Annotated in this window: 15 protein-coding genes; 7 read left to right on the top strand and 8 right to left on the bottom strand. The window is 62.7% G+C overall.

Annotation, left to right across the window (positions count from 1 at the left end; genetic code table 11):
- Nucleotides 1-166 precede the first annotated feature (166 nt).
- The 3 genes from ACWCSD_RS31360 to ACWCSD_RS31350 all read left to right on the top strand — a co-directional run bounded on the left by ACWCSD_RS31360 (nt 167) and on the right by ACWCSD_RS31350 (nt 2,371).
- A complete protein-coding gene (locus tag ACWCSD_RS31360) occupies nt 167-532 on the top strand; it encodes a GntR family transcriptional regulator (RefSeq protein ID WP_357999276.1) in 366 nt (121 codons plus the stop codon).
- Nucleotides 533-779: 247 nt separating this feature from the next.
- On the top strand, nt 780-1,808 hold the full coding sequence (locus tag ACWCSD_RS31355) for an AAA family ATPase (RefSeq protein WP_449920214.1): 1,029 nt from the start codon (nt 780-782) through the stop codon (nt 1,806-1,808).
- The gene (locus ACWCSD_RS31350; RefSeq protein WP_449920212.1) at nt 1,805-2,371 is read left to right on the top strand and encodes a guanylate kinase; all 567 of its coding nucleotides are present in this window, start codon (nt 1,805-1,807) and stop codon (nt 2,369-2,371) included. Before ACWCSD_RS31355 ends, ACWCSD_RS31350 begins: the two co-directional genes overlap by 4 nt.
- Nucleotides 2,372-2,648: 277 nt before the next feature.
- Here ACWCSD_RS31350 and ACWCSD_RS31345 read toward each other — a convergent pair whose 3' ends face one another.
- On the bottom strand, nt 2,649-2,867 hold the full coding sequence (locus tag ACWCSD_RS31345) for a hypothetical protein (protein WP_449920210.1): 219 nt from the start codon (nt 2,865-2,867) through the stop codon (nt 2,649-2,651).
- 118 nt (nt 2,868-2,985) lie between these two features.
- Between ACWCSD_RS31345 and ACWCSD_RS31340 the strand changes: the two genes are divergently transcribed.
- Nucleotides 2,986-3,237 (top strand): GntR family transcriptional regulator, encoded by a 252-nt coding sequence (locus tag ACWCSD_RS31340; protein WP_449920208.1) that lies wholly within the window; start codon nt 2,986-2,988, stop codon nt 3,235-3,237.
- A 34-nt stretch (nt 3,238-3,271) separates the two neighbouring features.
- Complete coding sequence (locus ACWCSD_RS31335; protein WP_449920205.1) at nt 3,272-3,745, top strand: NUDIX hydrolase; 474 nt, start codon at nt 3,272-3,274, stop codon at nt 3,743-3,745.
- Between the two features lie 445 nt (nt 3,746-4,190).
- Here ACWCSD_RS31335 and ACWCSD_RS31330 read toward each other — a convergent pair whose 3' ends face one another.
- From ACWCSD_RS31330 to ACWCSD_RS31320, 3 genes are all read right to left on the bottom strand, one after another.
- On the bottom strand, nt 4,191-4,829 hold the full coding sequence (locus ACWCSD_RS31330) for an Eco29kI family restriction endonuclease (protein ID WP_449920203.1): 639 nt from the start codon (nt 4,827-4,829) through the stop codon (nt 4,191-4,193).
- A gap of 232 nt (nt 4,830-5,061) precedes the next feature.
- Entirely contained in the window at nt 5,062-5,832 is a 771-nt protein-coding gene (locus tag ACWCSD_RS31325) for a very short patch repair endonuclease (RefSeq protein ID WP_449920201.1), read from the bottom strand.
- Nucleotides 5,829-7,106 carry a DNA cytosine methyltransferase gene (locus ACWCSD_RS31320; protein WP_449920198.1) on the bottom strand — a complete coding sequence of 426 codons (1,278 nt, stop codon included), beginning with the start codon at nt 7,104-7,106 and terminating at the stop codon, nt 5,829-5,831. Before ACWCSD_RS31320 ends, ACWCSD_RS31325 begins: the two co-directional genes overlap by 4 nt.
- 826 nt (nt 7,107-7,932) lie before the next feature.
- Here ACWCSD_RS31320 and ACWCSD_RS31315 point away from each other — a divergent pair.
- The gene (locus ACWCSD_RS31315) at nt 7,933-10,125 is read left to right on the top strand and encodes a hypothetical protein (protein ID WP_449920196.1); all 2,193 of its coding nucleotides are present in this window, start codon (nt 7,933-7,935) and stop codon (nt 10,123-10,125) included.
- Between the two features lie 282 nt (nt 10,126-10,407).
- Nucleotides 10,408-11,221 (top strand): IS5 family transposase gene (locus tag ACWCSD_RS31310; RefSeq protein ID WP_449920194.1). Its coding sequence is split into 2 segments (ribosomal slippage): nt 10,408-10,763 and nt 10,762-11,221, totalling 816 coding nucleotides; the frame shifts between segments, so codons are not numbered across the junction.
- A gap of 554 nt (nt 11,222-11,775) precedes the next feature.
- On the opposite strand, the gene ACWCSD_RS31305 is transcribed toward ACWCSD_RS31310, so the two are convergent.
- The 4 genes from ACWCSD_RS31305 to ACWCSD_RS31290 form a co-directional block, all read right to left on the bottom strand.
- Nucleotides 11,776-12,342 carry a hypothetical protein gene (locus ACWCSD_RS31305; protein ID WP_449920192.1) on the bottom strand — a complete coding sequence of 189 codons (567 nt, stop codon included), beginning with the start codon at nt 12,340-12,342 and terminating at the stop codon, nt 11,776-11,778.
- Between the two features lie 315 nt (nt 12,343-12,657).
- Nucleotides 12,658-13,467: a hypothetical protein gene (locus tag ACWCSD_RS31300; protein ID WP_449920189.1), complete on the bottom strand. Its 810-nt coding sequence runs from the start codon at nt 13,465-13,467 to the stop codon at nt 12,658-12,660.
- 34 nt (nt 13,468-13,501) lie between these two features.
- Nucleotides 13,502-13,906 carry an RDD family protein gene (locus ACWCSD_RS31295; protein WP_449920187.1) on the bottom strand — a complete coding sequence of 135 codons (405 nt, stop codon included), beginning with the start codon at nt 13,904-13,906 and terminating at the stop codon, nt 13,502-13,504.
- 18 nt (nt 13,907-13,924) lie between these two features.
- Complete coding sequence (locus ACWCSD_RS31290; protein ID WP_449920184.1) at nt 13,925-14,872, bottom strand: hypothetical protein; 948 nt, start codon at nt 14,870-14,872, stop codon at nt 13,925-13,927.
- Between the last annotated feature and the right edge of the window lie 384 nt (nt 14,873-15,256).

Genomic DNA, 15,256 nt, shown 5'->3' with positions numbered 1-15,256 from the left:
GGGACGGTGCGCATGGCGTGAGTTCCTTACGTAGTGACGTTGTGACTCTTAGTATTCATGGAACACTTGGCGTTCTAAGTTGTCAAGGGATTCCACGAAGACTTGGTTGGCATGTCGTGCGGTGTGTGCTGAAGTAGAGGCCAGACGACCTCATGGAAGGCGCGGAATGGTCGAGAAGAGCGGTCGCCCCGGCTACCTCCAGATAGCGGACGACCTTCGTACGCAGATCAGAACGGGCTCACTCGCGCCCGGCGCTGCGCTGCCCTCGACCGCCCAGCTCGGCCAGCGCTACGACGTCTCCGCCAGCGTGGTCAAGGCCGCGATCAGCGTGCTCCGCACCGAGGGGCTGATCGTCGGCCAGCAGGGCAAGGGCGTGTTCGTACGGGAGGGCGCGGCGGAGTCGCTCCAAGAGCCGGCCTCGTCGGACGTCATGGACCAGCTCTCTCAGATGCGGAGCACTCTGGCGACTCTCGGCGAGCGGATCGCCGACCTGGAGAAGGCCGTGTTCCAAGAGCGGAAGCGATCTCGCTGACCCGACAGGCCAACTCCTCCATCTCCGACCGAATCGCCTGAAGTTCGGCCAGAATTCGCTCGTTTGCGGTCACTCTCGGCACCCCTTTTCTGGTGGTTCGTAATCCCCGGTGGGATGCCGTTAGTTCATCGCGTATCGCCGCTGTTGAGTATCACGGAGCGTTAGCTAAGCTTCTGCATTGCTGCCTGTACGGCGGTTACACATGCGCTTACACACGCCCGCCCCTCCAAGCGCGCAAAAGGATGCGATGAAGACAATTCACCGCCCCGGATGGCAACCTCTGCTGCTGCGTCAGTACCGCGAAGCACACGGACTCACCCTCGAAGCCGCAGGTGACCAGCTACGCCAGGTCGCCGCACGGCACGGGCTCACCGCGCCGGCCGCGAATTTCCAGACACTCTGGGCACACGAACAGGGATCGGTATACCCCGGGCCTCACTACCGACGAGCCTATTGCCTCCTATACCAGGCAAACGAACCCACACTGGGTTTCCGGCTGCCGCTTCCCGGCGAAATATCCGAAGTGGAAAATTCCATCTCGGATTTGCCCCAGCCCACCGACCCCGCCATGGACAACGCCGCCGCCGAGGTGATCGAACAGGCCCTCGTCAAAGTCTCGGGCGCTCCCACCAACGGCGAACAGAACGCCCTCCTCAACCGAGTCGTGGACGCCTGGCGACGCCGCCACGGCCAGGGCAGCCCCAAGCCCATCCTCACCCTCGTCGGCGGCTACGCCGGGTCCGGCAAGACAGAGTTCTCCCGCTTCCTGTCCGACATCACCGGCTGGGCCTTCCTGGACAAGGACTCCCTGACCCGACCCATGGTCGAGCGCCTGCTGGTCTCCCTCGGCGGCGACCCCCACGACCGGCACACAGAGCTGTACCTGAGCGAGGTCCGCCCACTGGAGTACCGGTGCCTGATGGAGACCGCGTTCGACAACCTCAAGGTCGGCACTTCGGCCATCCTCGCAGCACCGTTCATCGCCGAACTCCAATCCCCAGACTGGATCTCCCGCCTCACCAACCGATGCGCGGCCAAGGGCATCGACGTGGCCGTGGTCTGGGTACGCTGCGACGCCGAGTCCATGCGTGAGTACATCGAATTCCGCGGCGCACCCCGAGACGCCTGGAAGCTCGCCAACTGGCAGACGTACGTCAGCGGCCTCAACTCCGAGACCAGCCCGCCCACCGCCCACATCACCGTCGACAACCGCCTCGGCGCCGCCATCAGCCTTGCCGACCAGACCCGCGAGACGCTGAAGCGGATCCTCACATGAGGGGCATCGTCCTGTACGGGCCACCCGCCAGCGGCAAGAGCACCATCACCGCCGCCCTCAGCCGACTCGACCCGCGGTTCGCCCTCGTACGCAAGCTCAAGGCCGGCAACCAGCGCGGCACCGAGTACGACTTCGTCACCGTCGAGGAGCTGGCCAGGCTGCGAGCCGCCAGCCGCCTCCTCCTGGAGACGCGCCGCTACGGCAACACGTACGCCATCGACCGCCACAAGATCGACGAACTGTTCTCGTCCGGCCAGGTACCGATCGTCCATCTGGGCACCGTCGCCGACATCCGCCGTCTGACCGAGGCAACAACCTGGCTGGTCGTCCTGCTGTGGGTACCGCGGGCGGTCTGCGAGGAACGCTCGCGACAGCGCCTCGACATAGACACCCCACACCGCTTGGCAGCATGGGACGAGGCATTCGCCGACCTGCACACCCATGGTGAGATCACGTTCCATCACCGACACCGAACCGACCTGATCGCGCCGGAAGAGATAGCGCGGCAAATCGCAAGCACCTACTACGGCCGCGAAGTGGCGCCGATGGATCAACGCGCGTAGCCGGTGAGGATCTGCATCCATAGCTGCCGAGCAGCCCGAGCAGACATCCATTCGGTCTGAACGACGCGCGGGCGGCCGTCCGATGACAAGCGTCGGATGAACGACAACCCGCCGGCCGCGCACAGCTCGTACATCGGAGGCATGCAGGTGCACGTGTGCTCATGGACCCTGATGCGATCGCATCGCCGTACAACGTCTTGCCAGGCCACTTGAAGCACATCCTCCTGAGGAACTGCCAAGTGATGGCTGTGATGGTCGAAGCGCCACGACGGTACGGTCATACCTCGGCCCCCAACTGCGCCTGCGCGAGAAGCAGCCTGACGAAGGTCTCCAGGTCATCCGCGCTCACCGTCTGCTGCATCCCAGCGTCAACATCTTTGTCGCTGAGCCGTACGCCGATCCGGCTCCCATAGAAGGCGCCTGCGTCACTCTGGAAGAAGGACCAGCCGGGAAAGCAGGCGCGAAGCGCTACAAGGCAGTGACTCTTGGTTGCCATGTCATGAGCGTAGAAGTTGCACGCGAAGCCTGTCTACCCCTAGGGATACCGAGGGGTATCGATAGATCCCTATAGGCGAGTGACGACCCTTGAAGTCCCCTTTCTACGCTTGGGCCTCGTGATCGAATTCGAGCCGGATCGCCCCCGCTGGCGGCAGGTCGCCGACGTCCTCCGCGGACGCATCAGCAGCGGCGAATACCCGCCAAAGTACCTCGTCTCGGAAGTCCGCCTCGTCCAGGAGTTCGGCGTAGCCCGCGACACCATCCGCAAGGCGATCCGCCAGCTACGCGAAGAAGGCCTGCTCTACACCGTGCCGAACCTCGGCAGCTTCGTAAGTCCACCCGGCGAAGCCGAATCCGCGAAGAGCTGAGTCACAAGACCCGGATGAAGTAGTCTCCCGAGCCGTGACCAGCAGGATCGACTACTACAACGCCCCAGACGCGCCGTCGCCCAACAGCCTCGTCCCCTCGGTCAACGTGGTCGTCGCCGACGAGGCCGGCGCCATCCTGCTGATCCGTCGCAGTGACAACGACAACTGGGCTCTTCCCGGTGGCGCTATAGACCTCGGCGAGTCCATCCCCACCGCAGCCATACGCGAGACACTGGAAGAGACCGGCATAACCTGCGAGATCACCGGGATCGTCGGCACGTACAGCGATCCCAGGCACATCATCCTCTACACCAGCAACGGGGAAGCGCGACAAGAGTTCTCCATCGTGCTCACGGCACGCCCAACTGGCGGCGAACCGACTCCGAGCTCAGAGTCCCGCGAGGTCCGATGGGTAGCGCGGGACGACATCGCGAGCTACCAGATGGATCGGTCAATGCGCATGCGCATCAACCACTACCTACAAGCCGCCGGCCCACACATCGGCTGAGAGCCGGGCAGCTCAGCAAGCAGCCCTAGCGGACCATGCTCGATGCCGTGACAGAGCCCCAGGTCGAACCAGATCGACGTACCATGATCGACGACGGATGAGAACTTTCTCCACGGTTTCAAGGGCGGCCCGCTGCGCGGCCCGCCGGGCGCGCTGACCGGTCTGCGTGCCCGGCTGCGGCTCTTCGGCCGGTCCGGGCACGCACCGCCCAACGCGCCCGAGGAGCCAGAGAGATCACTACTTAACGCCGTGACGATCGCTCACTCCGGCGCTCTCCGACCAGGCCGGGGCGATCGACTGCCGCGCGGCTTCCGGTGCTCGGGCCTGGCGGCCCTGTGCTCCGGGTCCGCTTGCCACCGGATAATGAGGTTCTCTCGCTACGTATCTCCCAGAATACGATTATGGCTTCTCGGAGAATTCAGAGTAGCGGGTAAATTGCCTTGAGCTAGTTGCGCCATGGTGCCGCATCATAGGAGTTGATCTGACCGATGACGTGCTCCTCAACGGCGGCAATCAGCGTCTGCCGGTCGTGTTTTTCCACCCCATAGGTGCGACTACGGCCTTGATGGACCGTGTCCCATTTGGTGCGTGCGCTCTGCCGGGTTGAGGACCCCTGTTCATTGCTTCCAAATCCAGGGAGAACTGCATTCCATACGGGGAGGTAATTAACTCGCAGTGCGTTTTCTCCGAGATTCGCATGTACGTCAGGAAGCAGAAGGAGGCGAACACCGAACTCCCAGATTGGGAGGCCCCCACCCACAATAGAACGCTTATGCCCGCTGATCCTCTTCCATAGGCGGTCCCGCGTCTTACTTCCTCGCCCTGTTGCACTGTTGTGGGATTCAGCTTGGCCAACGTATACAGGGATCTTGAAGGGGGCAAGTGGTCTGTACAGATCCACCGAAGTTCCTCGGTAGTAGATCGCGTAGAGGCCCGAACCGTCGAAGTGGGGGATCTCTGGCTCGAACATGACCAATGGTTGGCGTTCCAATTCCAGACAAATCGCCCAGGATATGTGATCGGTGGACATAGGATCGAACATCTCGGGGAGGTAGCCGTCTGTGGGCACGAAAGGGTCGTCCATGGCCTGGAGGATAGTGTCTTCGGCCGGCAATCGGGGCATCGTTGCGCGCATCTTGAGCGGCAACCTCCTGCGACTACTGAACGTATGTAGTACGTCGCTACCTGTGGCACACGTCACCGTGTCGAGGCCGATCACAAGGACGCTGGACAGCAGCATGGCCCGGTGGAGGGAACTATCCGACAGAGCACTCGGAGGTACTTCGACTCCGAATGACAGCCAATAGCTGGAATGGTTAGCGGTTTCGAACAACCTCTTCGATTCGGAAGGCAGCTGCAACTGGATCTTCGTGCTCCCAGACTCTGATCACCCGCCAGCCAGCCGCCTCTAGCTTGGAGTCCGTGTCGCGGTCGCGGATTCTGTTCTTTTCGATCTTCTCGTTCCAGAACTCGCCATTGCGACGAGCGGGCCGATAGTGTTCCGCACATCCGTGCCAGTAGCAGCCGTCTGAGAACACCGCCACTTTTACTCTGGGAAATACGACGTCCGCTCGCCTCCGCAGTCCCTCAACCGGGGGTGTGTCCACGCGGTAGCGAAGTCCGAGCGCGTGAATCGCTGACCTGAGGGCGAGCTCGGGCCTGGTGTCGCGACTGCGGTTGGCCTTCATCACCTTCCGCGACGCGGGAGTGCTGGCCCAAGAGTCCTTCGCCGGCTCCGGGACGATCACAAGCTCTTGCTCGGACGCCAAGCGCCACGCGGTCGTGAGGTTGCGGGCACGAGTGGCCTCAGCGACCTCACCCAGATAGGTCGTCCCGGTCTTTCCTTTGTCGGACCAGCGAAGGTAGGCCCGAATCCGGCGGGTGTTGGGAAGCAGCTTGAGTTCCACGGACGCCAACGCCCGCCGACCTTCTCCAAGATCGACGAAGCGTCTGTCGTGTCCGCCGGCCGCGCGATCCTGTTCTGCGGTGCGTTCGGTACGGCTGAGGCCGGGCTTGCCCTTCCACGCTCGATCGGGCGGTGGCTTCTCCTTCCAGCGCATGGGCTCGGCGACGGATGAGTCGGTCACGTCGATGCTTCGGCCTCGTCCAGGACTGTCGCGACTGCGTTGGCGAAGACCTGACCAAGAAGAACGGGCACGGCGTTGCCGAGTTGGCGCATCTTCTCTCCTCGAGGCCCGGCCAGGACCCAGTGGTCAGGGAAGGTCATCACGCGAGCCGTCTCGCGGACGGTCATGTATCGGTGCCCGCCGTCATCGAGAAGCATCACTGACTCACCTCCCGGGACTCCATGAACGCCGGCCTTGACGGTCTTGGCGGGCCGATCCAGCTCGTTGGGCGTATGCCCGGGATAGATCCGGGCGTCCGGCCAGCCGATGTGATCCGTAAAGCCACCCAGGTGGTACTCCCTCCGGTCGAGTCTCTCGACCGGAGGCAGAGGCCGTTGTCCGTCGATGCCCTTGATCGCGTCACGGAGAGTACGCCACGGTTGGAGCCGCTCCTCATCCGGCAACGGCAAGCGGCGCTGCGGAATCCGCGCCATCACCCGCTCGCGAACCTTCTCGGGAACCTCCGGATGCCGTTCCCAGTACGAACCGTTCCGCATGTCATCGTGAAGGCTCTCCTCGGAGAACCTCGGCCGCACCATCCGCTCGAACCGATCCCAGTCCACACCGACGTCTCGCCGGAACGCGATCACGATCACACGGTTCCTGATCTGCGGGACACCATAGTCCGCCGCGTTCACGGGGTAGTGCCGGACGTCGTACCGTTCATGGTCGTCAATCGTCGCCGTCTCGAGGAGGTGACGCAGGACCTCATCGTGGTCCTGCCAACCGCTACCTTCCGTTCGTTCTTCGAACGGAAGGGCCAGCTCGCGCTTGATGTACTCGAAGTAGGGCATGAAAGATGGACGTAGGAGTCCCCGCACGTTCTCGCAGATGACCACCTTGGGCTCCATCTGCCTGATCGCCTTGAACATATGGGGAAAACCGTTGCGCTTGTCCTCGTCGCCCTTGGCCACGCCACCAAGGCTGAACGGCTGACATGGTGGCCCGCCGGCGAGGACGTCCACCCGCCCCTTGAGGTACTCGAAGTCGACATCGGCGACGTCCCCCACGAGTAGCGGAGGGTTCTCACCGGGCTCCGGGATGGGCGGTGTGACGCCCACCTCGTACGGGTGCGCCTTGTTCGCCTCGAGCGTCTCGCACGCGCGTCTATTGAACTCGTTGAACAGCAGGGGCCTGAAGCCGGCGCCAGCGACCGCCATGGCCAGACCGCCACCGCCCGCGAAGAGCTCGACGCTCGTGCGGTCCTTCGGGGCGTGATTCGACTGTTCAACCATGGCAAAAGCGTACCGCGGAGTTAGTGATCTTGCATCTCTGTCGCTCAAGCTTCTTCGAACACATGCGCAAAATACCCTCTCATGCGCCACCTTCAACCAAAAGGATCTACGACGCCTCGCCAGTATCTAGACTTGCGAGCATCGAAACTTGGCCGCGTACGCCCAGCCCGTAGAAGTCGAGGGACAAGGCATCGTTAGGTGGGCAATGGCAGACCAATCACGCGCTAGCCAAGCGGCTGCTTCGACGGTTGGCAGGGGATATGCGCGGTGAGGAGATTTCGGTGGTGCGGCCAATCAAGTATTTGCCGAGCTCAGAGCATGTGAGCTCGCTATACAAGCCAACACTCTCCTGCGACGTCAATCCCCATCGCCCGTCTCCGCTCGTTGGTTCTGCGATGCGCTGGCTGACATCGTCCGCCTTCCGACAGATCGCCAGGGGTCAGGAGTTCGAAAGGCCGTATTTTACCCATCGGAAGAAGCACGCGATCGCCGCGACCAAACCCTTGACCTGGCCATATAGACAATGCTTGTAAAATTTGACGAATTGGTATAGCTTCCCCCAAGTCGCGCCTCCTGTTCGTAGGACTGCGGGACCTGGGGTGTGCCTCGGGGACTTCTCACGAAGTCATGGGATGCATACGTCGATCAGTCACAGGGGGCTGATTCTGCGTGTTGTGATCCGGTGTCCGCATCGATCCGGTGTCCGGGACGACGCAGCGCGGAATGCGGTGACTCCCGCGTCCAGTTCGGCTGCACTACAGCTCGGCTGGAAGGGCCCGGCGACTGCCGGAACTCGGTCCAAGAGTCGCCAGGACAGGTCATTCAAATGACAATGCCCCAGTTCCAGGCTCCGAATCAGGAAAACAAGCTCGGCCCCTCGAACGAGACTCCCACTGACCGGTGGGACCCGATTGTGCTTGAGACCGGAACCGACAGCACTATCACCGTCACCAACTTCTCCGCCGATTTCCCGGAATTGTCCACGGCAGGTGACCGCAGCGCCTTGGTGCGGGCTGGCCAATCTAATCCGGACTGTAATCTCTCCGAGGATGCATGGCACGCGATCGCGCGCGCCGTGATCCATCCCGAGGTTGCCGCTCACCAGATCAAGCCGCTGGCCAGCGGTCGCGGGTCTATGCTGCATGACGAGCACGTCGGAGCAGCGACGCTGAAGTCGACAACCACCCAGGTCTGGCTGACCGAGCTGTGGCCGCTCGTACAACCGCGTATCGGCCAGGACGCTCACGAGCAGATCGATCCCGAGATCGAGGGGCACACCGACACTACCGGCAAAGCGGTAGCGGTCCTCGTATACCGCTTCAGGCACCGCAAACACTTGGCGGCATACCTAAGGCAGACAATCGTCGCGACGCGTCGCGCGAACCAGCAGTACGACGAATCGATTCTGGCGCGCCGCATCACGCGGCAGGTCGTCACCCATGTGGCCCGCCTGGAGTTCGAGGACGGCACCGAGCCCATCTACGTCCTCGTCGTGAGGGATGGGATTACGCGGGTTGTCAGTGCCTGGGGAGTGCTCGCAGGTACAAACAGCAGCCCCGAGCAGATCGCCGACCTCGCCGTCGAGACGCTCCTCTCCGAGAGACCCACTCGGCGCGGGGCTGATCCGAAACCACTGGGCCAGCGGATGGCGCTTGGCCGTCAGGACAAACTCACCGAGCTCCGGGACACGTTCGCCGCCGGTGTCGGCGGAGGAAAGCCAACCGCGCAGGCCATCCGGATCGGACAGGCGAGCATCGTTCCCGCTCAGGTCATGGTTGGTATGCAGGTACATCCCGGATCGAACCTCCCACGGAGTGAGGTATTCGATGACGCGGTCCGAAGCATCCTGGCATCGATTCATGTGGAGTTTGGCCCCTGGGACTCTGCTGCTCAGAATGCCGAGGTTGGATCCCGCGCGCTGAAGCGTACCGCGCTGACCGCTCAGGGCATCGACACCGGTGGAATCAGCCTAGATAAGGTGTATCAGCTGGCCATCGGCAGGATCGACAGCAAACACACCGCAGAAATCTTCGATGATCCTCGGCTACCCGATACACCCCTGTGGCGGGCCATCTGCCTGATTCACTTCCTCACCCGTAAGCCCGTATTCGAGAAGATGAAGGGCTACGTCAAAGAGATCACTGGCAAGCAGCGACTGCACACCACCGCCTACGCCCAGATCCTCGGGCCAATCGTCGATCAGCCATGGCGTGCGATCAAGGTGCAGGCTCTGAAGCCGGCACGGAACGCCTGGTCCAACGGTGGGGTCCTCACCAGCGAAGTCCTCGGGACGGACTGGTCCCCCGTGCCCGTCGAAGACTTCAACGACCTGGTCGACCTCGCGGCTAAAGGCGACATCGACGCCCGTATGACGCTCGCCGTCGCCGGTGGCGTGGCACTCATCGCCGACAAGCTTCTCACTCGCAACACCGGGTCCGCGGAGGGAACGACGGCGCCATTCCGGGCCGACGTGAACGATGTCATCGCCGATCTATCCCGCAAGAGCAACGTCGCAGGACTGCGGCTGCTGGCGCATGTGGCAAACCACTTCGATGGCAGCCTCCCCGCGAAGAACTCCTACACGGCCAAGCAGTTCACGAAGGGAGAGCTCGAACAGGGGGATTTTTATCTCATTCCCCGCCTCGATTCGGCCGCACCCGATGGGATCGCACGGGATGAGGCAGGCGCGCCTGAGGAACTAGTCGAGTACACAGTCGTGGCGATCTCCGATCCGGTCAAGGCTGAAAAGGCAGAAAAGGACCGTCGAGGCCAGGAAGAAGACGAGCCTCTCTCCGAGAACGACCGGCTAGCGCTCCAGAGAAGCCTCCTGCTCCGGGCGCTGGGAGACGCCGAGCAGGCGCTCAACGAAATCCTGCAGCTCGCCCGAGCGACCGGGAATGAGGCCCTAGGCACCCACGACGAATGGCAGAAGATGTCACGCCGGGCGTCCAAGCTTCACTCCAACATCGACGTGCACGAGCCTCCGGACGCCGACTCCGAGGCCAATGGCACCACCTGACAGTGAAGCAACTGTCTGAACTGCCCGGTGCTGCGCACCTCGGTGCCGGGCAGTTCACGGCCCGGCACCCGGGTACCGAGCGCGGCCGATTCGCCATGAGTGGGTCCTCACATCGCTGCGGACATGCGCGGATAATCACGCGGAGGGCGTGTGTCGCCGAGCGTGTTTTCGCAGGTCATCCCTAACGAAGAACTATTATCGCCCGCGCTCTCCTAAGAGCGCCTAACAGAATGATCTACGTTGTGCTTTGATCTCTCGCTGTAGCCAGCGAGAGGAGCGCAGATGGCCAAGCTGAAGCCGTGGCAGGTCAGCGACGAGCTGCGGGCGGTGATTCAGCCCTTGCTGCCGCAGCGTCAGCGGCGGTTCCGGCATCCGGGACGTAAGCGGCTGGATGACCGGCTGGCGTTGCAGGGCATCTTGTTCGTACTGCACACCGGGATCGCTTGGGAGCACCTGCCGCAGGAACTGGGCTACGGCTCGGGCATGACCTGCTGGCGGCGGCTGGCCGAGTGGAACAAGGCCGGCGTCTGGCAGCGGCTGCACGAAATCCTGCTCGATCAGTTGCGGGCCGCTGACGCGCTCGACCTCTCCCGGGCCGCGGTGGACTCCTCGCAGATCAGAGCGTTAAAGGGGGGCACAGACTGGCCCGTCCCCGGTCGACCGAGGACGGGCGGGCAGCAAGCATCACCTGATCATCGAGGCCACCGGCATTCCGCTGGCCGTGATCCTGACCGGCGCCAACCGCAACGATGTCACCCAGCTTCGCCCGCTGCTGGACGCCATCCCGAAGGTCCGCGGCAAGCGCGGCCGACCCCGGCAGCGTCCCGACGTCGTGCTCGCCAACCGCGGCTACGACCACGACAAGTACCGCCGCCTGGTGCGCGAGTTGCAGATCCGCCCGCTGATCGCCCGCCGCGGCACCGAACACGGCTCCGGCCTCGGCAAACAACGTTGGGTGGTCGAGCAGACCTTCGCCCTGCTCCATGCGTTCCGCCGTCTGCGGATCCGCTGGGAGATCCGCGCCGACGTCCATGAGGCCTTCCTGAAGCTGGCCTGCGCACTTATCTGCTGGCGACGCCTGACCTCATTGCGTTAGGAGCTCTAAGTGGGTGCTGTTCGGAATCTCCGCGGCCCTCACCTGCGCCTTCGGATTGCGAGTGTTGACAGCGCAGCCGCCTCTTCGTTGAGGCTAGGTGGCGCATGGAAGGTCGCAGTGAATCAGGCTCGTACGACCTGGTCCGTAGATCGTGGATCGAACTTGACATCGCCGCCGATCGGATGTCTTGGGCCTGGAGGCCCTGCGCTCCGGGTCGGCTTGCCACCGGATGACGCGGGAACTCTCCCGCTCGGGCTGGGATATACAGGGAATGATCTTCGCTGATACGGACTGCTGGAGGGCGTTCGTCCAACTCAACATGCCCAAGGAGCCGGAGAAGCGCGCGCTCTCCTAAAGCGGGTGCCGCAGATTCGAATCCTTCCGGGGGCACCCACGTTCTACCAGCAGCAAAGCGCCCTTGACCAGCGGGAACATCGGTCGAGGGCTTTAATGTGTTCGATGGTGTCTGGGCGTCACCGATCGTCGGGGGTGATCGTGCCAAATACGTGCCCAAGTTCTGAAAGCCCGCGACAGCGATGCCCTCCGAACAGCGCTCACTGCTCTCTCGCAGATCCAACGGTGCGAATGACCCGGGCGTGCAAGTCGATAAGCTCACGCAAGGGCGTGTTGTCGGTTTCGGTCATCTCGGCCATGTCGAGTTGGGTGGCGGCTTGTGCCCATGTCGGCTTCGCGGGCGGCTCTTGATGGACTGGCTGCATCACGTGGTACAGCGGTCCCCCGACCAGTCGGCCGAACATGCCGAGGAAGTAGTAGGTGGCGATCGCTTCACGCTCGACGACAGGATCCGCAGCGACCGGGTCCCGCACAATAAGGGTGAACGCGACGCGATCCCTGGTCACTGCTACCAAATGCTTGGTGTCGGGGTCGGTCTCCTGCCACCCATCTGGGAGACCGCGGACGGTGGACCAGATTTTCCGTATCAGATCCCGCTGCGCGGGCCACTCGGCGCTGCGCATGAACTCGTCGTCTCGTTGTTTCGCCTGGCTCGGCTTGGTGACCAGCATTCCCAAGCCGAATGCCGCCAGGCACAAGGCGGCTAGGGACGGGAGTGTCCACATGCTCTCCCAAGAGGCACCCATCGTGGCCATCGTCGCGATCACGGTGCCTACAGCAGCGATGAAGGAGGCTGCTCCTATGACCCGCGTCCGCATATTCACCTCTTGGCCGTTGCCCCTGGAGGTGTTAGCTCCTCGCGCCTCACACTGGCGATGATGGCCTCGGTCTGGACTCTAACCTCGTCCAGAGCTGTTCGGATGGCTTTGCGGTGCGTGGCCCACTCGTCACGGAAGCGGTCGCCGGCAGGCCCTGCCCAAATACTGACGGCACATGTGGCATCCACCGCCTGAAGGGTTCGTTGAAGTTGATCGGCGGCCTCCACGACCCGGCGCATGTCCGCTTGGCACTCGCTCAATCGGTCAGGCACGGCTTGCCTCCAGATCGTTTGGGGAGGAGAGCATCCCAGCAAGGTGCCGTGACAAGGTCACGGCGCTTACCGATCTGGCTGTTACTCCGCTTGGCGCGTGAGGGCTGTCCACCACCACCGCCCAAACCGCCCGGTCCGTGGCGTATGTCATCATCATGGGGCCGGGCGGATCGCTCAGAAGAACTACCTCACCGACGACACGGGCGTTGTCGATCGCCGCTCCGAGCGCGCCTACGTGGGCTCGATCCAATGCCGTGGGATCTAGGGAATGATTCTCGCCGTCCCGGTCGGCCACGCCGAAGGGATCCAGAAGCGACTGAACAAGGTTCACCGCATCCTGCACCTTGCCGGCCAGCGTGAACAGGTGCATGCCTCCTGCGGTTATACGCTCCACAAGCAAGAGGTCGGCGGCGTGTACGTGCACGTAGCCATAAGCTGTTCCACCCGCACTATGCTGCTTGATGGCAAGCGCGCGATCAGCGGTGCGGCGGAGAGTGAGCGCGAGGTCGATCTCTAATCGAATCTGCATGTCGATATGCGCCTCTGACGCTCCTTGCAGAACCGTTTCTAGTTCTTCGATATTGCGGATCTCCACGGCTTCACGGGACACCAGCGAGCGAAGAGCCGTGGCCAGCGCCCATTCACGTTGCTCGGCACCCATGGTATACAGGTGAGGCTTCGGGATGAGCGTCTCTTCTGGGTCGAGGACGGCCAATTCCTCGTCGGTTAATCGGGCCAGCGACTGCGTTCCGCCCTCTGCTAGCGCCTCACTTATCTGAGTTCGGAACTTGGCCAACTCCATGTCGAGTTGCACTCCCACAGCCGATCAACTCCCATCAGCGAAGATCAGCTCTTCGGACTATCCGCAGGCCAGCGATGTCCAGGTGGTCAATGTCGCCATCAAAGAGGAACAGCACCGGCGTGATCGCGATGTAGAAGAAACCCCACAGCCAGCGATGGACCGCCTGCCCGAACTGGGGCTTCCCAAAGTCGTTCGTGCGAATGAGACGAAGCCCGCTGATGAGTTTGCCGATGCTTCCACCGGCCAAGACCGTCAAGACCACGTGGTTACAGAACGATACGAGCAGCAACGCGGGGATGGCGGCTACCCAATAGTTGATGAGCAGACCGAAGGCTCCGCCTACTACAGCCCCGGCGCCAAGAGACAACAGGCCATCCGTCCAGATGGGGAGGATGCGTCGGTTGCTACTCGCCAGAGGTGGAACTTTCGTGGGCGCCATGATACCTCCCGTACCTACTCACCAGAACTTGAGCTTTTCAACGAAGCTTTTCGTGCCTTGCCAGGCTTTTCCAACTCCCGTCTTGATGTCATCACCCCATGTGTCCCACACCCAACTTCCTAGGAAATACGCACCTGCCACGCCGAGTGCTGCCCATCCGACAACGGGCACGGCAGCTGCGACGGCAGCTGACGCGCCCAGCGCCGTGGCGATCCCCGCACCGCCCATGACCGCGATCGCGCCGCCGGCTTGCACCGCGCCCATTCCGCGGTCTACCCAGCCCTGAGCACCATCGTGCGTCGGTGCAACTGCTTCTTTGACGCCGGAGACGACGGCCAGCGGCAGGGTTGCACGGGCGATCGCTCCGGTACCGGGAGAGTTCTTGAGTATGAGGTCCGCCCCGGGAATACGCAATCTCCTCATGACAGCGGAGATCGATTGCATGTACTTCCACGGCTGCTTGTAGAGGTCTTGAATCTTGCGCGCTTTGAGCGTCTCCCCGATCAGATCAGCTAGCTTCCGATTTCCGGGCAGGGCACCCATGTAGCGGCGGATGTCATAGACAGCACGCGCCGCTGCGACATTCCGCCCTTGAGCCCACCGTTTCTGCAGTTGGACTGCAGCTTCCACACCGCTTGTGATCGAAAGTACCTTGAGCGGCTTCTTCACGTAGTTGGATGTCTCCGTGTACTTCGCCCACAGATCGAGAGCGCCGGTCATGCCGCCGAACAGCAGGACGCCTTCCGGGTCTTGTTCTAATAGCCCGGCCCGACGTCGAATATCCTTGGCCTGATCTTGGGCCCATGAAGCACGCGCCTGGAAAGAGGACAGACGACTCGTATCGCCGTTCCAGCGATCAAGAAGCTGCCGCATCAACGCACCTTGGACAACAAGTGCACCACCCGCGACCTCGGCGGCTGCCGCGAGGCCACGAGCCTGATCCGGTTTCATTCCGACAATGCTCATCACATCGAGCGTAGAGCCATGACCGGTTCGATGCACGGAATCATAAATCTGCGGTATGTCCTTCGGGCGGCTTCCAGCACGCCTCCCCAGGGCTACGGCGTCGGCCATCGCTACATCTACCTGGACTTTCGCCAGCCACAACTAAGCGGGGCTTGAGAGCAGGAAGCGATGGCTGTGCCGATTGGGCATGGGATTGAACCTTTCCGTACGGAGGCTTCTTGACCTGTGAACGGCGTCCTCCGGCAGAAGGACGCCGTTCAGTAAACCTCTGCTTCTCACGCCAGGGCATCGGAGATTCAGCACTTGGCGGCTGGGTCTTGGCCGACGATGCACTTGGCGTAGACACGCAGCAGAACGTCCACGCTGTGGCCGGCCCACTCGGCG

The organism is Nonomuraea sp. NPDC001684 (genome assembly GCF_053596515.1).
Note: the sequence above shows the minus strand (reverse complement) of the source record. Positions and strands in the feature narration are given on the sequence as shown.